This window comes from Nonomuraea thailandensis (assembly GCF_024172165.1).
Lineage (GTDB): Bacteria > Actinomycetota > Actinomycetes > Streptosporangiales > Streptosporangiaceae > Nonomuraea > Nonomuraea thailandensis.
Map to the genome: position 1 here is coordinate 11,360,479 of NZ_JAMZEB010000002.1, position 24,997 is coordinate 11,385,475.

General features: G+C 72.2%; 23 protein-coding genes. 14 read left to right on the forward strand and 9 right to left on the reverse strand.

The window, feature by feature from the left end; translation table 11 throughout:
- Positions 1 to 26: 26 nt before the first annotated feature.
- The 9 genes from HD597_RS56920 (at position 27) to HD597_RS56960 (ending at position 8,775) form a co-directional block, all read left to right on the forward strand.
- Complete coding sequence (locus tag HD597_RS56920) at positions 27 to 659, forward strand: 50S ribosomal protein L25/general stress protein Ctc (RefSeq protein WP_253756892.1); 633 nt, start codon at positions 27 to 29, stop codon at positions 657 to 659.
- Between the two features lie 85 nt (positions 660 to 744).
- Entirely contained in the window at positions 745 to 1,329 is a 585-nt protein-coding gene (pth, locus tag HD597_RS56925) for an aminoacyl-tRNA hydrolase (RefSeq protein WP_253756894.1), read from the forward strand.
- A gap of 188 nt (positions 1,330 to 1,517) precedes the next feature.
- Positions 1,518 to 2,894 carry a sugar transferase gene (locus HD597_RS56930; protein WP_253756897.1) on the forward strand — a complete coding sequence of 459 codons (1,377 nt, stop codon included), beginning with the start codon at positions 1,518 to 1,520 and terminating at the stop codon, positions 2,892 to 2,894.
- Positions 2,894 to 3,658: a 3'(2'),5'-bisphosphate nucleotidase CysQ gene (locus HD597_RS56935; protein WP_253756900.1), complete on the forward strand. Its 765-nt coding sequence runs from the start codon at positions 2,894 to 2,896 to the stop codon at positions 3,656 to 3,658. The genes HD597_RS56930 and HD597_RS56935 overlap by 1 nt, the downstream gene beginning before the upstream one ends.
- A 19-nt stretch (positions 3,659 to 3,677) precedes the next feature.
- Positions 3,678 to 4,592, forward strand: a complete 915-nt coding sequence (gene cysD / locus HD597_RS56940; protein ID WP_253756902.1) for a sulfate adenylyltransferase subunit CysD — start codon at positions 3,678 to 3,680, stop codon at positions 4,590 to 4,592.
- Between the two features lie 2 nt (positions 4,593 to 4,594).
- Positions 4,595 to 5,857, forward strand: coding sequence for a sulfate adenylyltransferase subunit CysN (gene cysN / locus HD597_RS56945; RefSeq protein WP_253756905.1), 1,263 nt, complete (start codon positions 4,595 to 4,597; stop codon positions 5,855 to 5,857).
- An 86-nt stretch (positions 5,858 to 5,943) separates the two neighbouring features.
- The gene (locus tag HD597_RS56950) at positions 5,944 to 6,840 is read left to right on the forward strand and encodes a sulfotransferase (protein WP_253756908.1); all 897 of its coding nucleotides are present in this window, start codon (positions 5,944 to 5,946) and stop codon (positions 6,838 to 6,840) included.
- Positions 6,837 to 7,721: a glycosyltransferase family 2 protein gene (locus tag HD597_RS56955; protein WP_253756910.1), complete on the forward strand. Its 885-nt coding sequence runs from the start codon at positions 6,837 to 6,839 to the stop codon at positions 7,719 to 7,721. Before HD597_RS56950 ends, HD597_RS56955 begins: the two co-directional genes overlap by 4 nt.
- A gap of 238 nt (positions 7,722 to 7,959) precedes the next feature.
- On the forward strand, positions 7,960 to 8,775 hold the full coding sequence (locus tag HD597_RS56960) for a WecB/TagA/CpsF family glycosyltransferase (RefSeq protein WP_253756913.1): 816 nt from the start codon (positions 7,960 to 7,962) through the stop codon (positions 8,773 to 8,775).
- On the opposite strand, the gene HD597_RS56965 is transcribed toward HD597_RS56960, so the two are convergent.
- From HD597_RS56965 to HD597_RS56990, 6 genes are read right to left on the reverse strand one after another with little or no spacing between them, the layout of a single operon-like run.
- Positions 8,729 to 9,646 carry a sulfotransferase gene (locus HD597_RS56965; RefSeq protein WP_253756916.1) on the reverse strand — a complete coding sequence of 306 codons (918 nt, stop codon included), beginning with the start codon at positions 9,644 to 9,646 and terminating at the stop codon, positions 8,729 to 8,731. The two genes, HD597_RS56960 and HD597_RS56965, sit on opposite strands and share 47 nt — an antisense overlap.
- Positions 9,643 to 10,890: a lipopolysaccharide biosynthesis protein gene (locus tag HD597_RS56970; protein ID WP_253756918.1), complete on the reverse strand. Its 1,248-nt coding sequence runs from the start codon at positions 10,888 to 10,890 to the stop codon at positions 9,643 to 9,645. The genes HD597_RS56965 and HD597_RS56970 overlap by 4 nt, the downstream gene beginning before the upstream one ends.
- Positions 10,878 to 11,732, reverse strand: coding sequence for a sulfotransferase family protein (locus HD597_RS56975; protein WP_253756920.1), 855 nt, complete (start codon positions 11,730 to 11,732; stop codon positions 10,878 to 10,880). Before HD597_RS56975 ends, HD597_RS56970 begins: the two co-directional genes overlap by 13 nt.
- Entirely contained in the window at positions 11,729 to 12,637 is a 909-nt protein-coding gene (locus HD597_RS56980) for a hypothetical protein (RefSeq protein ID WP_253756921.1), read from the reverse strand. The genes HD597_RS56975 and HD597_RS56980 overlap by 4 nt, the downstream gene beginning before the upstream one ends.
- Positions 12,634 to 13,899, reverse strand: coding sequence for a hypothetical protein (locus HD597_RS56985; RefSeq protein ID WP_253756923.1), 1,266 nt, complete (start codon positions 13,897 to 13,899; stop codon positions 12,634 to 12,636). The genes HD597_RS56980 and HD597_RS56985 overlap by 4 nt, the downstream gene beginning before the upstream one ends.
- Positions 13,896 to 15,209 carry a Wzz/FepE/Etk N-terminal domain-containing protein gene (locus tag HD597_RS56990; RefSeq protein WP_253756925.1) on the reverse strand — a complete coding sequence of 438 codons (1,314 nt, stop codon included), beginning with the start codon at positions 15,207 to 15,209 and terminating at the stop codon, positions 13,896 to 13,898. Before HD597_RS56990 ends, HD597_RS56985 begins: the two co-directional genes overlap by 4 nt.
- 281 nt (positions 15,210 to 15,490) lie before the next feature.
- Between HD597_RS56990 and HD597_RS56995 the strand changes: the two genes are divergently transcribed.
- The gene (locus HD597_RS56995; RefSeq protein WP_253759907.1) at positions 15,491 to 16,519 is read left to right on the forward strand and encodes a glycoside hydrolase family 26 protein; all 1,029 of its coding nucleotides are present in this window, start codon (positions 15,491 to 15,493) and stop codon (positions 16,517 to 16,519) included.
- Here the strand turns inward: HD597_RS56995 and HD597_RS57000 are convergent.
- The 3 genes from HD597_RS57000 to HD597_RS57010 form a co-directional block, all read right to left on the reverse strand.
- Entirely contained in the window at positions 16,464 to 17,354 is an 891-nt protein-coding gene (locus HD597_RS57000) for a sulfite exporter TauE/SafE family protein (RefSeq protein ID WP_253756927.1), read from the reverse strand. The two genes, HD597_RS56995 and HD597_RS57000, sit on opposite strands and share 56 nt — an antisense overlap.
- Positions 17,342 to 18,556, reverse strand: coding sequence for an adenylyl-sulfate kinase (gene cysC, locus HD597_RS57005; RefSeq protein WP_253756930.1), 1,215 nt, complete (start codon positions 18,554 to 18,556; stop codon positions 17,342 to 17,344). Before cysC ends, HD597_RS57000 begins: the two co-directional genes overlap by 13 nt.
- Before the next feature lie 109 nt (positions 18,557 to 18,665).
- Entirely contained in the window at positions 18,666 to 19,385 is a 720-nt protein-coding gene (locus HD597_RS57010; protein WP_253756932.1) for a class I SAM-dependent methyltransferase, read from the reverse strand.
- Between the two features lie 62 nt (positions 19,386 to 19,447).
- Between HD597_RS57010 and HD597_RS57015 the strand changes: the two genes are divergently transcribed.
- The 4 genes from HD597_RS57015 (at position 19,448) to HD597_RS57030 (ending at position 24,959) form a co-directional block, all read left to right on the forward strand.
- Entirely contained in the window at positions 19,448 to 19,810 is a 363-nt protein-coding gene (locus tag HD597_RS57015; RefSeq protein WP_253756934.1) for a cupin domain-containing protein, read from the forward strand.
- Positions 19,811 to 19,902: 92 nt separating this feature from the next.
- On the forward strand, positions 19,903 to 23,391 hold the full coding sequence (gene mfd / locus HD597_RS57020) for a transcription-repair coupling factor (protein WP_253756936.1): 3,489 nt from the start codon (positions 19,903 to 19,905) through the stop codon (positions 23,389 to 23,391).
- Between the two features lie 30 nt (positions 23,392 to 23,421).
- Positions 23,422 to 24,021, forward strand: a complete 600-nt coding sequence (locus HD597_RS57025) for a SurA N-terminal domain-containing protein (RefSeq protein ID WP_253756939.1) — start codon at positions 23,422 to 23,424, stop codon at positions 24,019 to 24,021.
- Positions 24,022 to 24,023: 2 nt separating this feature from the next.
- A complete protein-coding gene (locus HD597_RS57030; RefSeq protein ID WP_253756941.1) occupies positions 24,024 to 24,959 on the forward strand; it encodes a nucleoside triphosphate pyrophosphohydrolase in 936 nt (311 codons plus the stop codon).
- The last annotated feature ends 38 nt before the right edge of the window (positions 24,960 to 24,997 follow it).

Consider the following 24,997-nt stretch of genomic DNA (forward strand, 5'->3'; position numbering starts at 1 on the left):
CGTCTACCGCATCCCTAGGAGATGTCGTGTCCGAAGTACGTATCGCCGCCGAGCCCCGCACCACCTTCGGCAAGGGCGCCGCTCGCAAGATCCGCCGCGCCGACAAGGTGCCCGCCGTCCTCTACGGGCACGGCATCGACCCCAAGCACCTGACCCTGCCGGGCCACGAGGTGCTGCTCGCCCTGCGCACCCCCAACGTGCTGATCCACCTCAAGGGTGAGGGCGTCGACGAGCTCGCCCTGCCCAAGGGCGTGCAGCGCGACCCGATCAAGGGCTTCGTCGAGCACGTCGACCTGCTCCTGGTCAAGCGCGGCGAGAAGGTCACGGTCGAGATCCCGGTCACCACGACCGGCGACGTCAACTCCGAGGGCCTGCTCGACCAGCAGCTCGTCTCCGTCGCCGTGGAGGCCGAGGCCACCCACATCCCGACGGGCGTCGAGGTCGACGTCGAGGGCCTGGAGATCGGCACGGTCGTCACCGCCGCCGACCTCAAGCTGCCGAAGGGCGCCACGCTGGTCGCCGACGCCGAGACCGTCATCCTCCAGGTCATCAACAAGCCGGTCGAGGCTCCCGAGGAGGAGGCCGGCGAGGTGGCCGCCGAGGGCGAGACCGCCGAGGCCGCCGAGGGCGAGAGCGCGGAGGCTCCCGCCGCCGAGTGAGCGCGACGGGTTCATTCGTGAACGGGGCGGCCGGACTCGAGCCGTCCCGTTCCGCATATGAGGGGCCGTACATGAGGGGCAGGGCATGGATCGCTGGCTGATCGCCGGACTGGGCAACCCGGGTGCCGAATACGCGGGCAACCGGCACAACGCGGGCTTCATGGTGCTCGACGAGCTGGCCGCCAGGGCGAGCGGGCGGTTCAAGGCGCACAAGAGCAGGGCCGAGGTGTGCGAGACGAGCACCGCCATCCTGGCCAAGCCCCTGACGTACATGAACCTCTCCGGCGGGCCCGTCAAGGCGCTCTCCGACTTCTACAAGATCGGCCCCGAGCGGCTGATCGTCGTCCACGACGAGCTGGACGTGCCGTACGGCGCGCTGCGCGCCAAGCTCGGCGGCGGCGACAACGGCCACAACGGCCTCAAGTCGATCACCAAGGTCCTCGGTACCCGCGACTACCTGCGGGTCCGCTTCGGCATCGGGCGCCCGCCCGGCCGCATGGACCCGGCCTCCTTCGTGCTGCGCGACTTCGCCACCATGGAGCGCAAGGACCTGCCCTTCCTCGTGGACCGGGCGGCCGACGTGGTGGAGTCGCTGATGAGCCGCGGCCTGGAATCCACCCAGAACGACTTCCACCGGGCCGATCTGAACATTTCCGGCCCTCCTCGCTGATCACCGCATAGGGTCGTTCGCCAGTCGGCCGGTCGTCGCGCGGCTACTATCTGTGACTGTCCGTTCAGGGAGATCGTTCGTCACACAACACCTCCTGGAGGCAAGGCGTGCGCGGCCACGAGCTCTTGACCGTTGTCTGGGCTGGTCAAGGGGTCACCAGGGGAGCCAGGCCGCGCACGCCCTCCTGGGTGCACTCCTACAGGCTCAGGGCCGTGCTGGGCGACCTGTGCGGGGCCTGGCTCGGGGCGGGGGCCGCGTTCACGGTCAGGTTCGGCGGGCTCACCCCGTACGTGCTGCCGTACCTGCTGGTCAGCCTGGCGCTGCCGCTGGTGTGGTGCGGCGCGGTGGCGCTCAGCCGCGCCTACGAGCCGCGCATGCTCGGCGTCGGCTCCGAGGAGTTCCGCCGGGTCGTCCAGGCCGGGATGGCGCTGACGGCGGGCACGGCCATCGGCTCCTACGTCACCAAGACCGACGTCGCCCGCGGCTACGTCGTGCTGGCCCTGCCGCTGGTCACGCTGCTCACGCTGATCTTCAGGCACGCCCTGCGCCGCGCGCTGTACCGCCGCAGGGCCTCGGGGGCCTGCATGCGCAAGGTCGTCGCCGTCGGCCACGCCGCCTCGATCGCCGAGCTGGTCCGCCTGTTCCGCAGGGAGCGCCACCACGGCATGGACGTCGTGGCCGCCTGCCTGCCCGGCGGCCACGCGGGGGAGCGGCTGGACGAGGTGCCCGTCGCGGGCGACCTCAGCGACGTGCCCCTGGCGGTGGAGCACTTCGCCGCCGACACGGTGGCCGTGCTGGCCTGCCCCGAGATGGACGGCCAGGCGCTGCGCCGGCTGGCCTGGCGGCTGGAGCGCAGCCACACCGAGCTCGTCGTGGCCCCCGCGCTGATGGACGTGGCGGGCCCGCGCACCACGATCAGGCCGGTGGCGGGCATGCCGCTGCTGCACGTCGAGCACCCCGAGCTGGCCGGCGCCAGGCAGCTCGTCAAGAACGTCTTCGACCGGCTGGTGGCCGCGGCCCTGCTGGTGCTGCTGTCGCCGCTGCTGGCGGGGCTGGCGATGGCGGTGCGCGCGACCAGCCCCGGGCCCGCGCTCTTCCGCCAGACCAGGGTGGGCAGGGACGGGCGGCTGTTCACGATCCTGAAGTTCCGCACCATGCGGCGCGGCTCGGAGGAGCAGAAGATCACCCTGGTGAGCGACAGGGAGGGCGTGCTGTTCAAGCTCCGCAACGACCCCCGGGTCACGCCGCTCGGGACGCTGATGCGCAGGCACTCGCTGGACGAGCTGCCGCAGCTCCTCAACGTCGTACGCGGCCACATGTCGCTCGTCGGCCCCCGGCCTCCACTGCCGGACGAGGTGGCACGCTACGGTGACGACGTGCGCCGGCGACTCCTCGTACGCCCCGGGCTGACCGGGCTGTGGCAGGTCAGTGGCAGATCTGACCTATCGTGGGAGGAATCCGTGCGTCTCGACCTGCGTTACGTGGAGAACTGGTCCCTCACCCTGGACCTCCAGATCCTGTGGAAGACTTGGTCGGCTGTCGCCCGCGGGCAAGGAGCATATTGATGACGATTCGCGACGACCACGCCCTGGCCGCCGACCTGGCGACCGAGGCGGGGGAGAGGCTGTTGCGGGTCCGCGAGCGGGTGGGGTTCTCCGACTCCGCCGCGCTGCGGGCCGAAGGCGACAGGTCCTCTCACGTCTACCTCATGGAGTCGCTGGCCCGGTTGCGGCCCAGCGACAGCGTGCTGTCGGAGGAGGCCACCCGCGAGGAGCGGCTCGACCCCCGGAGGTTGAAGGCCGAGCGGGTGTGGATCGTCGATCCTCTTGACGGCACCAGGGAGTTCTCCGAGGAGGGCCGGGCCGACTGGGCCGTGCACGTGGCGCTGTGGGAGCGGGGCAGGCTGGCCGCCGGAGCCGTGGCGCTGCCCGCGCAGGGGCGCACGCTGACGACCTCCGAGCCGCCCGAGCTGCCGTCCTTCGACAAGGGCCGCTTCCGCATCGCGGTGAGCCGCACCAGGCCGCCCGAGTTCGTGCAGAAGCTGGCCTACCTCGTCGGGGCCGACCTCGTCCCCATCGGCTCGGCCGGGGCTAAGATCTCGGCGGTGCTCACCGGCGAGGTGGAGGCGTACGTACACGCCGGAGGCCAGTACGAATGGGATTCCGCCGCGCCGGTCGCCGTGGCGCTGGCCGCGGGGGCCCACGCGAGCCGCATCGACGGCTCGGAGGCCACCTACAACCAAGCCGACCCCTCACTACCAGATATTCTTGTTTCCCTACCGGAGCTGGCGGCATCCCTGCTCGCCGGCATCCGGGACCTGCACCGCTGAACCCGCCGGAGGGAGCTCCATGCTGCAGCGCGACTACACGACGTCGCAGCTCGACGTGCTCGAAGCAGAAGCCATTCACATCATGCGAGAAGTGGCTGCCGAGTTCGAGCGTCCCTGTCTGCTCTTCTCCGGAGGCAAGGACTCCATCGTCATGCTCCGCATCGCGGAGAAGGCGTTCTGGCCCGCGGCGATCCCGTTCCCGCTCATGCACGTGGACACGGGGCACAACTTCGACGAGGTCATCGAGTTCCGCGACCGCCGCTCCGCCGAGCTGGGCGCGCGGCTGATCGTCGCCAGCGTGCAGGACTCCATCGACCAGGGCCGCGTGGTGGAGGAGACGGGCCGGCGCGCCTCGCGCAACCGCCTGCAGACCACCACGCTGCTCGACGCGATCGAGGAGCACGAGTTCGACGCCGTCTTCGGCGGCGCCAGGCGTGACGAGGAGAAGGCCCGCGCCAAGGAGCGGGTGTTCTCCTTCCGCGACGACTTCGGGCAGTGGGACCCGAAGAACCAGCGTCCGGAGTTGTGGAGCCTGTACAACTCGCGCATCCGCAAGGGCGAGCACATCCGCGTCTTCCCGCTGTCCAACTGGACCGAGCTCGACGTCTGGGACTACATCAGGCGCGAGGGCATCGAGATCCCCTCCATCTACTTCGCCCACACCCGCAAGGTCTTCGAGCGCGACGGCATGCTGCTGCCCGACGGCGACGTCGTGCAGCGAGGCGAGGACGAGCCGCTGTTCGAGGCCGTGGTGCGCTACCGCACCGTGGGCGACATGACCTGCACCGGCGCCGTGCAGTCCACGGCCGCCACGGTCGAGGAGATCATCGAGGAGATCGCGGCCACCCGGATCACCGAGCGCGGGGCCACCAGGGCCGACGACCGCTCCTCCGAGGCCGCGATGGAAGATCGCAAGCGAGAGGGTTACTTCTAACGATGGACATTCTGCGCTTTGCCACGGCGGGAAGCGTCGACGACGGCAAGTCCACCCTCATCGGACGTCTGCTCTTCGACTCCAAGGCGATCTTCGAGGACCAGCTCGAGGCCGTCGAGCGCACCTCGCGCGACCGCGGCACCGAGTACACCGACCTGTCGCTGCTGACCGACGGCCTGCGTGCGGAGCGGGAGCAGGGCATCACGATCGACGTGGCCTACCGCTACTTCGCGACCCCGCGCCGCAAGTTCATCATCGCCGACACGCCCGGGCACATCCAGTACACGCGCAACATGGTCACCGGCGCCTCCACGGCCGACCTGGCGATCGTGCTCATCGACGCCCGCAAGGGAGTGCTGGAGCAGTCGCGGCGGCACGCGTTCCTGACCTCGCTGCTGCGCGTCCCGCACCTGGTGCTGGCCGTCAACAAGATGGACCTGGTCGACTACTCCCAGGAGCGCTTCGAGGAGATCAAAGACGAGTTCACGGCGTTCGCGTCCAAGCTGAACATCGCCGACCTCACCTTCATCCCGATCTCCGCGCTCAACGGCGACAACGTGGTCTCCCGCTCGGAGAACATGCCCTGGTACCTCGGCACGTCCCTCCTGCACCACCTGGAGAACGTGCACATCGCCTCCGACCGCAACCTCACCGACGTGCGCTTCCCCGTGCAGTACGTCATCCGCCCGCAGCGGGCCACCGACCCGGCCTTCCACGACTACCGCGGCTACGCGGGCCAGGTGGCCGGCGGCGTGCTCAAGCCCGGTGACGAGGTGGTGCACCTGCCGTCGGGCCTGACCACGCGCATCGCCTCGATCGACACCTTCGACGGGCCGGTGGAGGAGGCGTTCCCGCCCATGTCGGTGACGCTGCGCTTCGAGGACGACCTGGACGTCTCGCGCGGTGACATGATCGCCCGGCCCAACAACCAGCCGCAGGCGGCCCAGGAGCTGGAGGCGATGGTCTGCTGGATGGCCGACGGCGTCAAGCTCGGCCCCCGCTCCAAGCTGACGATCAAGCACACCACCCGTACGGCCCGCGCCCTCGTGCGCGACCTGCACTACCGGCTCGACGTCAACACCCTGCACCGGGACGAGGAGGCCGCCTCGCTCGGCCTGAACGAGATCGGCAGGGTGTCGCTGCGCGTCACGCAGCCCCTGTTCGTCGACGACTACGCGCGCAACCGCGCCACCGGCGGCTTCATCCTCGTGGACGAGACCACGAACGCCACGGTCGGCGCCGGCATGGTCATCGACGCCAGGTAGATCTTTTGGGGTTCGGGTTACCGTCCCTTTACTCTCCGCAGTAGGGTCGTCGCGTTCCGTTGTCACGACGGGAAGGCCCTCCTCCGTTGACTGATCGCGCGTCCGCCCAGGTGATCTACCTGGGCGGCCTCGGCCGTAGTGGCACCACTTTGCTCGAGAGGCTCCTGGGCGAGCTTCCCGGGGTGGTGCCCCTGGGCGAGGTGGTGCATCTGTGGGACCGGGGGGTTCTCGCGGAGGAGCTCTGCGGGTGCGGCTCGGCGTTCCCCGACTGTCCGTTCTGGCGGACGGTGGGGGAGCGTGCGTTCGGCGGCTGGCGATCCGAGCTGGCCGAGCGGATGGTCCTGTTGCGTGGCAGGATCGACCGCACCCGCAGGATCGCGCGGATCGCGCATCCTGATCTGGCCGAGTACGCGCGGGCGTACCGGCTGCTGTACGACGCGACCGGGGCACAGGTCGTGATCGACTCCAGCAAGCACGCGTCGCTGGCCTGCTGCCTGCTGGCGAGCGGCGTGGACGTACGCGTCGTGCACGTGGTCAGAGACCCGCGCGCGGTCGCGCACTCCTGGGCCAGGACCGTGCGCAGGCCCGAGGACGGGCTGCCGATGACTCGGTGGGGCCCGGCCCGCACCGCCCTCCACTGGGCGGCCCAGAACACCGCGCTGGAGCTGCTCCCGGGGCGCGGCGCCCGCGTCACCCGGGTCCGTTACGAGGACCTGCTCGCCGCGCCGGGCCGGACCCTGACGGCGCTGGCGCTGCGGCTCGGGCTGCCGGAGCCGGAGCTGCCGTTCCTCCAGGGCCGCACGGCCTGGCTGGGGCCCTCCCACACCGCCTCCGGCAACCCCATGCGTTTCCACGTGGGGCGGGTCGAGCTGCGGCGCGACGACTCCTGGCGCTCCGGGCTGCCCGACGCGCACCGGCGGGTCGTCAACGCCCTCACCTGGCCGCTCAGGGCCCGCTACGGCTACTGGGGGGTGGTGAGGTGAGCCCGTCCGTGGGCGTCGTCATCCCGACGCGCGGCGACCGGCCCTCGCTGCTGCGCCAGGCCGTGGACGCGGTGCTGCTGCAGGACTACCCGGGCGAGCTGCAGGTGATCGTGGTCGCCGACGGCCGCTCTCCCCACGACGTGGCCGGCGTTCCGCGCCCCGTGCGGATCCTGCCCAACACGCTCACGCCCGGGCTGCCCGGCGCGCGCAACACCGGCATCGCCGCCTGCGACACCGACCTGATCGCTTTCTGCGACGACGACGACGTGTGGCTGCCCGGCAAGCTCGCCGCGCAGGTGCGCGCCCTCGACGAGGCGGGCGGCGAGTTCGCCAGCTGCGCGATCGAGGTGGAGCACGGCGGGCGCCGCGTGACCCGCCTCGCCGGCGCCTCCACCGTCAGCGCCGGCGACCTGGTGCGCTCGCGGATGATGATGGTGCACTCGTCGACGTTCCTGTTCGCGCGCGGGGTGCTCTGGCCCGACGAGAGCGCGCCCGGCGGGCAGAACGAGGACTGGGATCTGGCCCTGCGCGCCGCCAAGCGGCGGCCGCTCGTCCACGTCGACCGGCCGCTGGTGCTGGTGCGATGGGCGGGGTCCCACTACGCGGTCCGGTGGACGGACCGTATCGCCGGGCTCGAGTGGATGCTCGCCCGGCACCCTGAGCTGGCCGTGGACCCGCGTGGTGCGGCGCGGGTCCACGGCCAGCTCGCCTTCTGCCACGCCGCGCTGGGGCAGCGGCGCGCGGCCGTCCGGTGGGCGCTGCGGGCCCTGGCCGACCGGCCGTGGGAGCCGCGGGTGCCGCTCGCGCTGGCGGTGGCGTCGGGGCTGGTCACGGCGCCGACCGTCGTGTCCGCCCTGCAGCAGCGGGGGCACGGCATTTGACCCTGCCCGTGGGCTCCCCAGGGCCTGTCACGGACACCGTGCTGCCCTTGGCACGCCCGCACGCCGCCTGCCCCTGCGCGGCGATCGGAGCAAGGAGAAGCGGGGGTGCGAAGGCTGTGCCGATGGGAGGCGAGGAGCGGTGGCTGGGCCCAGGTCGGGTGAGTTCGTGAGGGCGCGCGGTGGGTCCGGGACAGGTGAGGGCGTGAGGGCGCGAGGCGGCTCCGGGACGGGTGAGGGTGTGAGGGCGGGAGTCGGGGCCGGGCGGGTGCAGGTGGCCGGGGTCGGGGTGGACGCGCTGAGCGAGAGCGAGGTCGTGCGGCGGGTCGCCGAGGCGCTGGAGGCCGGCCACGGCGGGCGGATTGTCACCCCCAACGTGGACATCTGCCGCGCCGCCGCCGCCGATCCCGTGCTCCGCGAGCTGGTGTGCTCCGCCGACCTCGTCGTCCCCGACGGCATGCCGCTGGTCTGGGCGGCGCGGCTGCTCGGCACCCCCGTGCCCGAGCGGGTGACGGGCGCCGACCTGATCTGGTCGCTCAGCGCGCTGGCCGCCCGCCGCGGCTGGCCCGTCTACCTGCTCGGCGGCGGCCCGCCGGAGGTGGCAGGCCGGGCCGCCGCCGAGCTCAGGAGCCGCCACCCCGAGCTGCAGGTCTGCGGGGCGCACGCGCCGCCGTACGCGTTCGACGCCACCCCGGAGGGCGCGGCCAGGGTCCGCGGGATGGTGGTCGCGGCCCGGCCGCGGCTGGTGTTCGTCGGGCTCGGGTTCCCCCGGCAGGACCGGCTCATCGCCAGGCTGCGCGAGGAGCTGCCCGGGACGTGGTTCGTGGGGTGCGGGGCGGCCATCGCGTTCGCCGCGGGAACGGTCGCCAGGGCGCCCGCGTGGGCCGGGCGTGCCGGGCTGGAGTGGGCGTTCCGGCTGATGCGGGAGCCAGGACGGCTGGCGGGCCGCTACCTGGTCGACGACCTGCCGTTCGCGGCACGGCTGCTCGCCGGGTGCCTGGCCACCCGGCTCAGGCTCCCGTCAGGGCGCGGACGCGGGCTGCCTCCTGCTCGCTGAGCCCCCGGGGCCCGTGCGCGATCGCCTGGCGCGAGTCCATCCGCCGGTACGCCGTGCGTGACAGGCCCGACCACGTGAAGCCTGCCCCCCGGCTGTCCGAGGGGCTGCAGCAGGCCCGGACGATCCGCCGCTCGGCCGCCGGGGTCCACCGCAGCCCCGCGTACGCGTACAGCCGCCGGAAGCCGGGCACCGGGTCGGCGGCCAGCGACTCGTACGAGGTGAGGAGGATCCCCGGCGTGCCCTCCAGCACCGAGCGGGTCAGGCGCCACAGCGCGGCGGCCCTGGCCACGCGGTCCCGCGACCCGGCGAGCGCCCGCAGCTCCAGCACCTGGGGATGGTCCCTGACCAGCAGCGGTTGCTCCAGCAGCTCGTGGAAGTACACCGTCCACCCGAGCCGCCGCCAGCTCGCCACGAACGACACCGGATCCCGCACCAGCGCGATCACCCGGCACCCCAGCCGCCGCGCGAACCATCCGGCGCTCAGCACCGCGAACGGGTCGTCCAGCAGCGCCCGGCGGCCCGCCAGGCGGCCGAGCGTGAAGGCGGTGCCGTAGCGGACCAGGCGGGCCAGGTCGTACGGGGAGCGGTTCGCGCGCAGCTCGGCCAGCCAGCGGTAGCGCAGGGCCACGGTGTCGCGGAAGGCGGGCAGCCAGTCGCCGGAGTTGTCGTCGCAGATGTACTGGAACCGGTGCGTCACCCGGGCGTCGAGCACTCCGGGGCAGTGGCCGGGCGGGTGCTGGGGGTTGAGGGGCTCGTTGACGTAGACGAGCTCGCCTCCGGCGGTGAGCATCCTGCCCACCCAGCTCGTCCCGCTCCGCGGGAGTCCGGTGACCAGCACAGGGCTCCTGCCGCCGCCGGTGTGCGGGCTCACGCGGCCGCCGGCCGGCGCAGGGCCGCGAGGGTGTGGCGGCCGAAGGGGTGCAGGCCGTAGCGGCGGTGGAGCTGCCAGAGGGGCAGCAGGTTCTTGACGATCACGCCGCCCGCCCACCCGGCGACCGCCCCGAGCGCCCCGTGCGCCGGGATCAGGGCCAGGTCGAGCAGCACCGTGCAGCCGATCGCGGCGAGGAGGTTGGCCAGGCTGGTGCCGGTGTGCCCGGCGGCGGTCAGCACCACGTCCACCATCCCGCAGGCCGTCGCCACCATCATCGTCCCGGCCAGCACCAGCGCCACGGGCACCGCCACCCCGTACGCGGGCCCGAACAGCCGCAGCACCCACGGCGCCGCAGCCGCGTACGCCAGCCACACCGGCCAGGTCAGCAGCACCAGCCAGGCCGTCGCGGCCTGGTACAGCTCGCCGGCCCGCTCGCGCTCACCGTCGGCCAGCGCCCTGACCAGCCCGGCCTGCACCGACTGCGCCAGCCCCTGGTTGGCGAGCTGCCCGACGACCTTGAACCGGGTGGCCGCCGTGTAGACGGCCGCCTGCGCGGGCCCGGCGAGCACGGCCACGATGACGATGTCCACCCGCTGGAACACCGCCTGGATCGCCCCCGCCACCGACCGCGGCGCCGTGTAGCGCCACAGGTCCCGCCCGGTCCCCGGCAGGTACGGCGTCCGCGGCACCCGCCCCCGCAACCCGGCCGCCGCCAGGACCAGAGCCGGCAGGTACGGCGCCCCCCACGCCGCCGTCAGCCCCCACCCGGTGACCCCCGCCCATGCCGCCCCGCCCACCAGCAGGACCTGGCCGACCGGCACGAGCACCCCGTCGAGCAGCACCGTGGGCCGCATGACCCCGAACCCGCGGGTGGCGGCCAGCAGCACGTCCGCGACCACCATGATGGGCAGCAGCGCCGCCAGCGGCCCGAGCCGCGGGTAGAGCACCACCGCCGCCCCCGCGGCCGCGAGCGCGCACGGCACGAGCGCCGCCCGGATATATCCGGAAATACCGAGGTAGCTGTAGGTCTTGGCGCGGGCGATGAAGTAGATCAGCCCGTTCCCGGCGTCCAGCTTCGCGATGCCGGACACCATGAGCGCCAGCGCGGTCGCCGTGAAGAACGCGCCCGCCTCGGCCGCCGGATACGCCCTGGTCATCACCACCACGAGGACGAACTGCGCCAGCGCCCCCAGCGCCGCCCCGCCCAGCCCGGCCAGCCCCCTGCGCCCGATCACCGCCGCCACGACGGCTCACCACCCAGCCAGCGCGCCAGCCGCGCGTCGTACGCCTCGAAGTGGTCCCGCAACGCCCGCGCCAGCACCTCCGGCACCCGGCGTGGCAGCGCCCGCCCGTTGTGCCGCTCGAACGCCGGATACCCCAGGCGCGGCACCCCCAGGAAGTCCAGCACCCGGTCGTAGACGGGCTCGGGCTCGGCGAAGAACCGGTGGCTGTCCAGCACCAGGATGCGCTCGCGGCCGATCAGCGGCTCCAGCCGGTCGAGCTGGTCGGCGTAGCGGCCCCTGGCGAGGTAGGCGTGGTGGCGGTGCGAGTGGTGCAAGGCGAGCGGCGACTCGCGCAGCAGTTCCTCGGCCCCGGCCAGGCGCCGGGCCTCCAGCTCCACCGCGTACTCGAAGTGCGACTCCGTCTCGAACCCCCTGGCCAGCTCGTGGGCGTGCGCGGAGACGGCCCGCTCCACCGGGTCGCGCACCAGCACGATCACCTTGACCCCCGGCAGCTCGGCGGCGATGCGCTCCCCGGCCAGCGGATGGAACAGGTAGTAGGGGGAGGATTCGTAGGCCTGGGCGCGCACGCCGTACCGGTGGTGGAGCAGCGCCGCGCCCACCCGCAGCGGGAAGTGCGCCTGATACCAGGCCGTCCCGCGCCAGTGGGCGACGTCGAAGTAGTGCACGCCCTTGTGCAGCACGGGTTTGAGCAGCAGCGGGTGCTGGGCCAGCGCCCGGTACAGGGAGGTGGTGCCGCACCGCTGCGCACCCATGATCAGGAACGCGGGCAGCACGCGCGCCCCCGACGTGAACCGTCCCGTCGCCCGCGACAGCGACAGCACCGAACGCTTGATCGTCCTCAAGTCAGCAGCTCCTCGTGATCGACGGCCGGGTTGAGCCAGGACTCCGGCGGGCCGAGCGGCGCGTGACCGTCGGCGGCGTGCCGCCCGGCCAGCGCGATGAGGTAGCGCAGCGCGGTCTGCCTGGCCGCCGACGGGGTCACCCCGAGCGGCGCGAGCACCCGTGCGGCCCGCGCCACGCACGCCCGCGCCGCGATCGGCGGCGCCATCCTGCGCAGCGCCCGCTGGAAGAAGTGGTGCACGGCGTCGAAGCCGTACGGCACCCCGACCTCGTACCGCTCCCAGTCCCACACCAGCAGCCGCCCGTCGGGCGAGCGGCACAGGTTCCACGGCGCGAGGTCGCCGTGCCAGGCGGGACGGGCGCCGCCCGTGCCGGCGATCTCCCTGATCGCGTCCAGCAGCAGCGGGCCCGGCACCCGGCCGCGCAGTGCCCGCGCGGGCACCGGCAGGGGTGACAGCGCCAGCACCGACAGCCCCCGCCAGTCGCCGTGGTGCAGCACGCTCGGGGCGGCGACCGTGTCCAGGGACAGCCCGGCCAGCCGGCGCAGCGCCGCCGCCTCGGCGCTGATCAGCGCCCGCGCCCGCGCGCTGTCACCGATCTTCACGAACGCCAGCCGCCGCCCGCCCGAGTGCGCCTCCAGGATGGGCTTGCGGTTGGCCCGCAACGCCGGCCGCACGTGCAGGACGGTCTCGACCGGCTGGTGGAAGACCTCGCTGAGGTGCGCCGCGATGGAGCCCTCGACCGGCACCACGACCCGGGCGCCGAGGTGCCACCAGCGGCGCGGCGCCAGCCTGCGCGGCACGGCGGCGTGCGGCAGCAGCGTGTACGCCCGGGGCGCCCCGGGCCCCGGATACAGCAGCCGTACGGTCTCCGCCAGGTACCCGAGCCGGACGGCGGCATCCCTCATGAGTTCCTCCACAGGAGGGCGAACGAGATCAGGTAGAGGGTGAGCGGCGTGACCAGGCCGTCGTAGATGAACATGTAGAGCAGCACCAGCCCCATCACGAGCACCCCGGCCAGCCCGACAGGGCTGCGGTCGCGCCAGTGGCGCCGGATCGCGCCCAGGAAGAACGCCACGTACAGCGCCGCCCCGGTGAACCCCTGCGTGATGATCAGCAGCCAGAGCTGCCCGTCGCTGCCGAGCGGCGGATGCCCGCACGTGTCGCACCAGTCGGTCTTGCCCGTGGTGATCGTGCGGTGGTTGCCCGTGGCGTTGCGCGTGTTGCCGTACCCGATCACGGGGGAGTGCCCGGCGGCGGTGAGGGTGGCGCTGACGGTGAAGGCGCGGATGTCGTTGGAGTGCGGCCGGTCCAGGCGCTGCGCGAACAGCGAGGACAGCGGGCTGAGCGTGAACGCCAGCGCCGCCGCCGCGAGCGCGCCGCAGAGCGCCACCCTGGTGCGCCCGCCCACCCGGACGATCACGTACAGCACGGCCAGGCCGAGCCCGATCCACAGGCCGCGGTTGAGTGAGTACACGATGGGGATGGCGGCCAGGGCGAGCACCACGGCCACGAAGAGCCGGCGCCGCGGGCCGCCGTACACCCACCAGCCCACCACGAACCAGACCAGCAGCACCGAGGCGTTGCTGCCCCAGGCGTTGGCCCACTCGTACGGCGCCTCGGGCCGGGGGGAGGCGAAGCCGAGCACCTTCTGCGTCTGGGCGGCCGTGGGGTGGATGAGGTTCTGCACGAACGAGTTGCCGCTGATCCAGTCCGGCAGCAGCAGCTCCACCGGCGAGGTGTAGGCGAAGCCGGGCAGGAACACGCCGAGCAGCCCGCCGGCGACCGTGCTGACGAACAGCACGCCGAGCATGCGCACCAGGCGGAGCTGCGGCAGCTCCCGCTCGGTGAGGTTGCCCAGGTACAGCACGGTGATCAGGACGGAGCAGTAGAGCGCCAGCCGCATGCCGTAGCCGATGAGCCGGCCCGCGCCGAGCTCGCCGTACGTGCCGGGTGGCGACTCGCCCAGCATCAGCCCGCTGACCAGGTATCCGGCCAGCAGCAGCACCCACAGCCCGAACCCGCGGGGCACCCTGATCGGCCGCCGCCGCAGCAGCAGCACCGCCATGGGCACGGCCAGCACGATCACCGACAGCCCGCCGAACCCCAGCGCCCACCAGGCCGGATAGCCGACCAGCAACGCGGCGATGGGCCATGCGGCCCCCTTCACGGCTGCTTGCCGGGGCGTCTCGGGTGGTGGTGGAGCGCCTGCATGGGGGTGGTCTCGGCCGACACGCCGGGCTCCAGCTCGCCGGTCGCGACGAGCTTGCCGAGCGGGCTGTGCGGGCCGTGCTGGCCGTGCTGGCGCGGCTCCAGCAGCGGCACGAACGACGGCACCGCGTCGGTGGTCGTCACCACGCCGATCACCGGCACGTCGTGCCGGCCGAGCTGGCGGACGGTGTCCGCGACCTCCCCGGCGGAGACCAGGCCCAAGCCGATCAGCAGGACTGCGGCGTCGGCCCTGGCCAGGTCGCGTACGTCGGAGCCGTCGAGCACGACCAGCGGCGCGCTCACGGCGAGCGGCTCGGCCAGCGCCGAGGCGTACAGGTCGGCGGGCAGTGCCCGGACCAGCAGCCGCTTGCCGGGGCACGCGGAGACGACGGCGCAGGACAGATCGTGCAGCGCGCCGTGCTCGCGCGGGCCGGACAGGTCGCTGAGCACGGGCAGGCCGGTGAGCCGCTCGACGTCGGCCGGCGTGCGCAGGCGCCGGTCGAGGCGGTCGCGCAGGTAGGCGGCGGCCGAGCCGGCCAGCAGCCCCGCCATCAGCCCGGTGCCCAGGTAGAGGGGCAGGCTGGGGGAGCTGGGCGCCTCCGGCGGCGCGGCCTGGCTGATGACCGTGCCGGGCGTGATCGCGACCGTTCTGAGCGCGTCGTACTTCAGCGCCAGGCTGGCCGCCTGGCGGTTGAGCACGCCCTGCCGCTGGGTGGCGATCGCGTGTTGCGGGCCGCCCCTGGGCAGGCCGTCGAGCTGCTTGATCACCTGGTCGATCGCGGCGTTGACCTGCCTGAGCTTGCTGAGCACGGCCTCCTGTTGCTCGGCCATGGAGGTCAGCGCGCTCTCGCGGCGGTTGGCGAGGTACGCCTCGGCGTACGCGCCTGCCTGCGCGGCGGCGGTGGCGGGGTCGGCGGCCGTCACCGAGATCCACAACACCGCGGAGTTCGGCGGCACGGTGACCTCGGCCGGCTCGGTCCTGTCGAGCCCGAGACTCCTGGCGGCGCGTGCGGCGACCACGGCCGACAGCGCGACCTGGGCCTCGGTGTCGAGGTTCAGCGACTCTCGCTGGCGGCTGGTCACCTGGTTGGCCTGCTCCTGCGGGCCGACCGGCATGACGAGCACCTGCGTCGTGGCGGTGTAGGCGGGCGGGGTCAGGCGCATCAGCGCCAGCCCCGCGGTGCCGCCGAACACGACGCAGCCCACGAGGAGCAGCCACCGCCTGCGCAGCAGCGAGAGATGCTCGTCCAGGTCGGTGCCGGAGCTCATGTGCGCCCACTATAAGAGGGACGGTCAGCACCCCGGTTGAATACTCAAGATTTTCTCCGGTAAGGCCATAAACAAGCAATCGGATAAAGCGAAATATCAGGAAATTTGGAACGTCACCTCACCGCTATGAACTGGGGAGACTTCCACACTGGCTGAAGTTCCAGGAATGACATGGCAAGGTTCAGGTGTGAGAGGCGGGGGTCGTTCGACGAGGGGGTTGGAAGGCTTTGCTGCTACGGGACATTTCCCAAGAAAAATCGTTCACCAGCGCGATCGTGGCCATGGTCGTGCTGGTGGCCGCTTGCTCCACCGCCGAAGGCTCCGACGTCCTGCCGGTGCCGGTCCAGGCTCCCCTGGCCAGGCCGGCGGGCGCACCCGCCTGCACGGCCACCACCAGGCTCATCCCGTCCTGCGGCGCGTGGTGGGGCATGGCGCCCGAGGTCTTCACCGGCGCCTCGGTGGAGCAGGCGCTGCACGGGGCGGAGTCGCGCATGGGCGCGCCGGCCGACGTGCTGCACGTCTACCACCGGGGCAGCGAGCTGTTCCCGACCGCGGCGGAGATCAGGCTGGCCCGAGACCCGGCCAGGCCGCGGCTCCTGATGATCAACTGGAAGCCGTCGTTCGACCACACGTGGGCGGAGATCGCCGAGGGGGCGCTCGACGCCAGGATCGACCGGCTGGCCGGCCATCTGAGACGCACCTTTCCCGAGCGCTTCTTCCTGACCCTGCACCACGAGCCGGAGAACGACGTCGACGCCTCCTCGGGCTCCGGCATGACGGCGGCCGACTACGCGGCCATGTTCCGGCACGTCGTGCTCAGGCTGCGGGAGAAGGGCGTCAGGAACGCGGTCGTCGTCATGACGTACATGGGCGCCCCCAACTGGGCGGCCAAGTCCTGGTTCGAGGAGCTGTACCCCGGTGACGACGTGGTCGACTGGGTGGCGATGGACCCGTACGCCGACGACCGGGTACAGGACTTCGACGGGCTGGTGAACAAGACGCGCAAGGAGTACCCGGACTGGCCGGGCTTCTACCGGTGGATGCAGGCGCGCTTCCCCGGCAAGCCGGTCATGGTGGCCGAGTGGGGGGTGTTCGAGCGGCCCAGGGACCGCTCGTTCAAGCGGCGCTTCTTCGAGTCCGCGCTCAAGCAGATCAAGCGTTACCCGCAGATCAAGGCCCTGCTCTACTTTGACTCGCCGCAGGCCCCGCGCGGCGACACGAGCTTCGACTCCGACCCCGGGGCGGACCGGGCGTTCACCGAGCTGGCTCGAGATCCGTACTTTCGCTCGACTCCCGTGCCGCGGCCCTGACCCGCACCCGCCAGCCGATCACGGTGACCGCGGTGGCGGCGAGCAGCGCCCAGACGGTGAGCGTGTTGCTCACGTCGAGCAGCTTCAGCGCGGAGGCGAGCAGGACGATCGCCAGCATGGCTCTGATCAGGCCGCCCGGAGCGCGCGAGGAGATCCTGGCGCCGAGGTAGACGCCCGGGATGGAGCCGATGAGCAGCGACACCGTGAGGTCCATCTGGAAGTCGCCGAACAGGATGTGGCCGATGGCGGCCGCGGCGACCAGGGGCACGGCCTGCACCAGGTCGGTGCCGACGAGCTGGTTGGCCTTGAGCGCCGGGTAGAGCACGAGCAGCGCCACGATGATCAGGGACCCGGAACCGACGGAGGAGACGCCCACCACCAGGCCGCCGACCGTACCGACCAGTAGGGTAGGAATTGGGCGCACGACGATCTCATGCGCGCTCGACGTGCCTCCCCGCGCGCCGAGCCAGCTCTTCAGCGCCATGCCCGCCACGGCCAGCAGCAGCGCGACGCCGAGCGCGTACTTGACCGCGTCGCTCACCGCGAACGCCCTGGCCAGGAACACCCCGCAGAACGCCGCCGGCACCGAGCCCACGCACAACCAGCCGACCAGGCGCAGGTTGACCGTGCCGCGGCGCAGGTGCACGACGCTGCCGACCGGCTTCATCACGGCCGAGGCGACCAGGTCGCTGGAGACGGCCGCGAGCGGCGGAACGTTGAAGAACAACATCATCATCGGGGTCATGAGCGCGCCGCCGCCCATCCCGGTCAGCCCGACCACGATGGCGACGACGAAGGACCCGGCGATCAGCGCCCAGTCGATCAACGGATCCACCCTCCGCTCTTCAACGTGTCCAGCACCCTGGACACGGCCGCCTCGATCGAGATGTGCGTGGTGTCGATGACCAGGTCGGCGTCGTCCGGCTCCTCGTAGGGGTCGGAGACGCCGGTGAACTCGGGGATCAGGCCGGCGCGCGCCTTGGCGTACAGGCCCTTGCGGTCGCGCCGCTCGCACTCCTCCAGCGGCGTGGCGACGTGCACGAGCAGGAAGTCGGCCCCGACGGACTCGACCATCTCGCGCACCTCCTCGCGGGTGGCCGCGTACGGCGCGATCGGGGCGCAGACGGCCAGGCCGCCGTGGCGGGCGGCCTCGGCGGCGACGAAGCCGATGCGGCGGATGTTCAGGTCGCGGTCCTGCTTGGAGAAGGTCAGGCCCTTGGAGAGCAGGTGGCGCACCACGTCGCCGTCGAGGTAGGTCACCGTGCGGCTGCCCAGCTCCAGCAGCGCGTCGCGCAGGCCGCGGGCGATCGTGGACTTGCCGGAGCCCGACAGGCCCGTGAAGAACACCACCAGGCCGCGGCGGTGCGGCGGGCCGGGGATGTGCACGGGGTCGGGGCCGGCCAGGTGCTCGGTGGCGCCGTAGGCGGTGGCGACGAGCTCGCGCAGCTCCAGGTCGAGCTCGGGCTCGTCGCGCGGGGCCAGGGGCACGGGGACGACGAGCGTGCCCGCCGGGAGCTGCTCCTTGGCGCGCAGCGCGGCCCGGACGACCGCCGGGCCCGCCTCGCCGTACGCGAGGGGGAGCAGCAGGATCGCCCCGTCGAGCTCCTTGGCGGTGGCGAGGATCTCGCTGAGGTCGTCGAGCGGGCCGCGCATGGTGACGGCCAGCGCGGGGCGCCCGCCCAGCGCCTCCTTGACCTGGGCGGGGGTGCGCCGCAGCCGCCCGAAAGGCCCGTGCTCGGGCGTGCTCAGAGCCTTCAGCGGCCCCGAGGTGAGGCCGTCGGGCTCGCGCGCCGCCACGGTCATGGCGGCCAGCGGCAGGCCCTCGGGGTCGAGCAGGGTGACCTCGTCGCCCGGCTCGACCGCGGCGTCGAGGTGGAGGGTGACGGGCGCGGGCCACGGGGTGCCGTCGGCGAGCGTGCCGCGCTCGTGCACGGTGTGCAGGTCGTCGTGGCCCAGGAACCCCGTCAGCGGCTCGAACGCGCCGGAGAGCAGCAGTTCGAGATCGGCCAGCTCGCGCGGGTCGGGGGTCCACTCCACGTTGTCTGCATCCCAACTATTCCGATTGAATTGGTAGGAAAGGAGTCTACCGGCTGATACCAGTGTGTCGCTAGACCCCCTCCTGGGGTCAGGGGGACCCCCGCACATCTCACAGCAGCCGCGCGAAGTGGTGCTGAGGCTTGCGGATCACCATGGTGATCTCGTCGTGGGAGGCGGGGAAGTAGCCGCTGGTCAGCTTGGACGCCAGCGCGACGGCCGCGGCGCCGATCCGGCGCGAGCGGGCGGGCCCGCTCAGGTCGCGCTCGTCGTCGGTGATCATCAGGCCCCGGCTGAGGCAGAACGCGTGCATCCCGTCGCTGGAGGCCAGGGGCTCGTACACGGCGGGCAGCGGGCCCGGCGTGCCGGGCCTGACCAGGCCGCGCCAGAGCAGGCGGCGCAGCGGCCCCGGCGTGAGGCGGTCGAGCAGCCCGTACGCCGAGCGCCGGTCGCGCATGCGCAGCAGCACCAGCCCTCCGGGCCGCAGCGACTGCAGCAGCCGGTCGAAGACCAGCTCGGCGTGCCGCACCCGCTCCAGCAGGAACGACAGCTGGATGATGTCGAAACTGCGCGGCGGCAGCGGCACCGAGCGAAGGTCGCCCAGCTGCCAGGCGACCAGGTCGGCCCGCTCCTCCAGGACCCGCCTGATCGCGGGATGGTCCTCGTCGGCCCCCGTGACCCTGGTATCGATGTGCTCGAGCACCAGCGGCTCGTCGTGGGCGCACCCGGCGACCAGCACGTCCAGCCGCCTCATCGGTTGCCCGGCAACGTGCTCGCGGACCCGCTGACCGAAGAGGTCGCCTCGCTGGGCGACCGATCGCACCTCAGACATGTGACCTACAGTAATCAACCTCTTCCCCTTCGTAATGCATTTCCCTGCTAGCGTCCTGCCCCGTGAGCGATCAGGTCTACGTCGGCAACGCGGGTGTGGACGCCGCGGGCGACCGGGGATGGCTGCTCGGCCACTTCAAACCCCCCGGCGACCCAAGACACAGCGAGGACGTCGAGATCAAGTGGGGCGTGCACCCCGCCGGCGACGAGCGGGCCGAGTGGGTCAAGGGGGAGGCGCGCACCGCGCTGCTCGTGCTCATCAGCGGCCGGTTCCGGGTCGAGCTGCCCGGGCGCGGCGTGCTCCTGTCCGAGCCCGGCGACTACGTGGTGTGGGGCAGGGGCGTCGACCATTCCTGGCGGGCGGAGGAGGCCTCGACGGTGCTGACCGTGCGCTGGCCTTCCGTGCCTGGTTATCGAGTTGGCTGAGCCGTCGCGGCGAGTAGGCTGGGGAGAGACCCCCGCGACCTGACACGGCCGGGGGTAATCGTGTTGCCGTCGTGGGGCTGTGGGCGTATCTGATGAGTCTTTCCGGGCTACTTGACCTTGTTCGCGCCGACCCGAAGCTGACCGCCGCTCTCGAAGAGGGCGGCGACGTCGCGCTGATCGCGCCGTCCGCGCTGCGCCCGTTCGGCGTGGCCGCGCTGGCCGGGCACGACCAGCGCACCGTGCTCGCCGTCACCGCGACGGGGCGTGAGGCGGAAGACCTCGCCGCCGCGCTGACGAGCCTGATCGAGCCCAACTCCGTGGCGGTGTTCCCGGCGTGGGAGACGCTGCCGCACGAGCGGCTCTCGCCGCGCAGCGACACCGTGGGCCAGCGCCTGGCGGTGCTGCGCAGGCTGGCGCACCCGGTCAAGGGCGATACCGCCGCCGGGCCGCTCAGCGTGATCGTGGCCCCCGTGCGCGCCCTGCTCCAGCCGATCGTCAAGGGCCTGGGCGACCTGGAGCCCATCCGGCTGCGCGCCGGCGACGACGCCGACCTCGACGAGGTCGTCGGCAACCTGGTCGACAACGGCTACCACCGGGTCGACATGGTGGAGAAGCGCGGCGAGGTGGCCGTGCGCGGCGGGCTGCTCGACGTGTTCCCGCCGACCGAGGAGCACCCGCTGCGGCTGGAGTTCTGGGGCGACACGGTGGAGGAGATCCGCTGGTTCAAGGTCGCCGACCAGCGCTCGCTGGAGGCGGCCGAGGACGGGCTGTTCGCGCCGCCGTGCCGGGAGCTGCTGCTGACCGGCGAGGTGCGCGAGCGGGCGCGGGAGCTGGCCGAGGAGCACCCGGCGCTGGCCGAGGTGCTCGACCAGCTCGCCGAGGGCTCGCCGGTCGAGGGCATGGAGGCGTTCGCGCCCGTGCTCGCCGGGGAGATGGACCTGCTGCTCGACCACCTGCCGATCAGGTCGGCGGTGTTCGTGTGCGACCCCGAGCGGATCAGGGGGCGGGCCGAGGAGCTCGTCCGCACCTCGCAGGAGTTCCTCGAAGCCTCCTGGATCAACGCCGCGGCCGGCGGCGAGGCGCCGATCGACCTCGGCGCCGCCGCGTTCCGCACGCTGGAGGAGATCCGCGGGCACGCCGACTCGCTGGGCCAGCCCTGGTGGACGATGGCGCCGTTCGGCGGCGGCGTCGAGCTCGACGCCCAGGACTCCGAGGCCTACCGCGGCGACACCGCCAAGGCGCTGGCCGACATCAAGGGCTGGCTGGCCGACGACAAGGCCGTCGTGCTGCTCAGCGAGGGCCACGGCCCGGCCGAGCGCATGGTCGAGCTGCTCAAGGGCGTGGACGTGCCGGCGCGGCTCCAGCAGTTCCTGGACAAGGCGCCCGAGCCCAAGGTCGTGCACGTCTCGACCGGCCTGATCGAGCACGGCTTCATCACGCCCACCCTGGCCGTGCTCACCCACCTCGACCTGGTGGGCCAGAAGGCCTCCACCAAGGACATGCGGCGCCTGCCCTCCCGCCGCCGCAACATGGTCGACCCGCTGCAGCTCAAGGTCGGCGACCACGTGGTGCACGAGCAGCACGGCGTGGGCCGCTACATCGAGATGGTGCAGCGCACCGTGCAGGGCGCCACCCGCGAGTACCTGGTCATCGAGTACGCCAAGGGTGACCGCCTCTACGTGCCGACCGACCAGCTCGACGAGGTCACCCGCTACGTCGGCGGCGAGGCCCCCACGCTCAACCGCATGGGCGGCGCCGACTGGGCCAAGGCCAAGTCCCGGGCGAAGAAGGCGGTCAAGGAGATCGCCGGCGAGCTGATCAGGCTCTACTCCGCCCGCATGGCCTCGCCGGGCCACCCGTTCGGGGCCGACACGCCCTGGCAGCGGGAGATGGAGGACGCCTTCCCGTACGCCGAGACGGGCGACCAGCTCGAAGCCATCGACGAGGTCAAGCGCGACATGGAGCGCGGCGTCCCGATGGACCGGCTGATCTGCGGCGACGTCGGCTACGGCAAGACCGAGATCGCGGTCCGGGCGGCGTTCAAGGCGGTCCAGGACGGCAAGCAGGTCGCGGTGCTGGTGCCCACGACGCTGCTGGTGCAGCAGCACATGTCCACCTTCGCCGAGCGCTTCTCCAGCTTCCCCGTCGCGGTCAGGCCCGTCTCGCGCTTCCAGACCGACGGCGAGGTCAAGGGCACGCTCGAAGGGCTGCGCTCCGGCGCGGTGGACGTGGTGATCGGCACCCACCGGCTGCTCAGCCCCGAGGTCCGGTTCAAGGACCTGGGGCTGATCATCATCGACGAGGAGCAGCGGTTCGGCGTCGAGCACAAGGAGGCCATGAAGCACCTGCGCACGCAGGTGGACGTGCTGGCCATGTCGGCCACGCCGATCCCGCGCACGCTGGAGATGGGGCTGACCGGCATCCGCGAGATGTCCACGATCCTCACGCCTCCGGAGGAGCGGCACCCGATCCTGACGTTCGTGGGGCCGTACGAGGAGAAGCAGATCGGGGCGGCGATCCGGCGCGAGCTGATGCGCGACGGGCAGATCTTCTTCGTGCACAACCGGGTGGCCTCGATCAACAAGGTCGCCGCGCGGCTGCGCGAGCTGGTGCCCGAGGCGCGCATCGCGGTGGCGCACGGGCAGATGAACGAGCATCAGCTCGAAAAGATCATGGTGGGGTTCTGGGAGCGGGAGTACGACCTGCTCGTCTCCACCACGATCGTCGAGTCCGGGCTCGACGTGCCCAACGCCAACACGCTGATCGTGGACCGGGCCGACAACTACGGCCTGTCGCAGCTCCACCAGCTCCGCGGGCGCGTCGGGCGAGGCAGGGAGCGCGGTTACGCCTACTTCCTCTATCCGCCGGAGAAGCCGCTGACCGAGACCGCGCACGAGCGGCTGGCCACGATCTCGCAGCACACCGAGATGGGTGCGGGCATGTACGTCGCGATGAAGGACCTGGAGATCCGCGGCGCGGGCAACGTGCTGGGCGCCGAGCAGTCCGGCTTCATCGCGGGCGTCGGCTTCGACCTGTACGTCCGGCTCATGGCCGACGCGGTCAAGGAGCAGAAGGCCAAGCTGTCGGGGGGCGAGGTCGAGGAGGAGCAGCCGGACGTCAAGGTCGAGCTGCCGATCAACGCCCACATCCCGCACGACTACGTGACCTCCGAGCGGCTGCGGCTGGAGGCGTACAAGCGGATCGCGGCCATCAACGCCGAGATCGACATCGACGAGGTCCGCGACGAGCTGACCGACCGCTACGGCAAGCCGCCGGTGGAGGTGGAGAACCTGCTGGAGGTCGCCAGGTTCCGGATCAGGGCGCGCGCGGCCGGGCTCACGGACGTCACGCTGCAGGGCCAGAACATCAAGTTCGGCCCGGCCAGGCTCAGGGACTCCCAGCAGGTACGCCTCGACCGCCTCTACAAGAAGGCCGTCTACAAGCAGGCGGCCGAGACCCTGCTCGTCCCGATCCCCAAGACCAAGCCGCTGGGCGGGCAGCCGCTGCGCGACCTCGACCTGCTCAAATGGTGCGGCGACCTGGTCGAGGCGATGTTCCTCGAGCCCGCACGGGTAAGCTAGCGGCGGTTTTCTGGTCGGAAAGGGACGTACGTGAAATCGATACGAGTGGCCGTGGCCGCCGCTGCGGCGGTCGCGGCGCTGACCGCCTGCTCCTCGCCCATGCAGGCCGGGGCCGCGGCCGTGGTCGGGAGCGAGCGCATCTCCATGAGCAAGCTGAACGACGACACGCAGGCCTACCTGGCCGCGCTGAAGAAGGCTCAGCTCGACGAGACGGCGCTGGGCGTGCCGGCCAACCAGGCCGTGCTGCAGCGCCTGGTCAACGTGAGCGTGTCCAAGCAGCTCATGACCCGGCACAAGGTGCAGGTGAGCGAGACCGAGATCGACGCGGCGCTCAAGGACCCGGGCCAGTTCCAGTCGCCCGAGATCAACCTGCTGGCCAACGGCGTCGCGCCGAGCGACGCCCGCGACTACGCGCGCGCCATGGTGGGCCTGACCAAGCTCCAGCAGCAGTTCGGCGGCCAGGCCGGGCAGGAGCGGCTGGTCCAGGAGTTCACCTCCATCAAGCCGGTCTTCAACCCCCGCTTCGGCACGCTGAACGCGCAGCGCTCGGAGCAGAACCCGTCGCTGTTCGTCGACACCGGCAGGTTCGGCAAACTCACCCAGCAGGCGCAGCAGCCGGCCCAGGGCTGATCGTGCCGCTGATCGTCGTCACCACCTCGCCCAGGGTCGCGCCGGGCCTGCTGAGCCATCAGGCCTGGCAGGCGCTGCGCTCCGGCCCCGTGCTCACCGGCTCGGGCTCGCACCCGCAGCTTCCCTACCTGGCCGAGGCCGGGATCGAGGTCGAGGTCGTCGAGCCCGACCCGCGGGCGCTGGCCGTGCGCGCGGCGGGCGAGAGCGTGGTGTGGCTGTCCGATCAGGACGGCGAGGACTTCATGCGCGCCGTCGGGCACGCCGCCGTCGCGCTCGACGAGCCGCCGCTGATCGAGGTCGTGCCCGGGTCGTACGACCTGCCGGGGGCGCGGGTGCTCGACCTGGTGGCGGTCATGGACCGGCTGCGCACCGAGTGCCCGTGGGATCGCAAGCAGACGCACGAGACGCTGGTGCCGTACCTGCTGGAAGAGGCCTACGAGGTCCTCGAGACGATCGAGCAGGGCGACTATCCGGCGCTCCGCGAGGAGCTGGGCGACCTGCTGCTGCAGGTGGTCTTCCACGCGCGGGTGGCCGAGGGCTTCGACATGGACGACGTGGCGGCCGGGATCGTGGAGAAGCTGGTCCGGCGGCATCCGCACGTGTTCGGCTCGGTGCGGGCCGAGAGCGCCGACGAGGTCAACGACAACTGGGAAGCGATCAAGGCGGCCGAGCGGGCGGCCAAGGGCCGCGAGTCGGTGCTCGACGGGGTGCCGATGGGGCAGCCGGCGCTGTCGCTGGCCGCGCAGCTCATGCGCAGGGCCGAGCGGGCCGGGGCGCCCGAGTCGCTGGCGGCGGCGGTCGGGCAGGGCGTCGCGCGGGAGCTGTTCGACCTGGTCCGGCGGGCCGCCGAGGCCGGGCTGGACGCCGAGGCCGAGCTGCGGGCCGCGGCGCGGTCGTACCGTGATCGGGTCCGTGCGTGGGAGTCCACCACCGACTGAGTTTGGCGCGATAACTCGCGAAATGTCAGGATCCCCTG

Bases quoted from the DNA above. Each gene is read 5' to 3' on its own strand.
- cysD (WP_253756902.1), top strand. From the start codon at position 3,678: ATGCTGCAGCGCGACTACACGACGTCGCAGCTCGACGTGCTCGAAGCA.
- HD597_RS56990 (WP_253756925.1), bottom strand. From the start codon at position 15,209: ATGAGCTCCGGCACCGACCTGGACGAGCATCTCTCGCTGCTGCGCAGG.
- cysN (WP_253756905.1), top strand. From the start codon at position 4,595: ATGGACATTCTGCGCTTTGCCACGGCGGGAAGCGTCGACGACGGCAAG.
- HD597_RS56980 (WP_253756921.1), bottom strand. From the start codon at position 12,637: ATGAGGGATGCCGCCGTCCGGCTCGGGTACCTGGCGGAGACCGTACGG.
- HD597_RS57010 (WP_253756932.1), bottom strand. From the start codon at position 19,385: ATGTCTGAGGTGCGATCGGTCGCCCAGCGAGGCGACCTCTTCGGTCAG.
- HD597_RS56935 (WP_253756900.1), top strand. From the start codon at position 2,894: ATGACGATTCGCGACGACCACGCCCTGGCCGCCGACCTGGCGACCGAG.
- mfd (WP_253756936.1), top strand. From the start codon at position 19,903: ATGAGTCTTTCCGGGCTACTTGACCTTGTTCGCGCCGACCCGAAGCTG.
- HD597_RS56995 (WP_253759907.1), top strand. From the start codon at position 15,491: ATGGTCGTGCTGGTGGCCGCTTGCTCCACCGCCGAAGGCTCCGACGTC.
- pth (WP_253756894.1), top strand. From the start codon at position 745: ATGGATCGCTGGCTGATCGCCGGACTGGGCAACCCGGGTGCCGAATAC.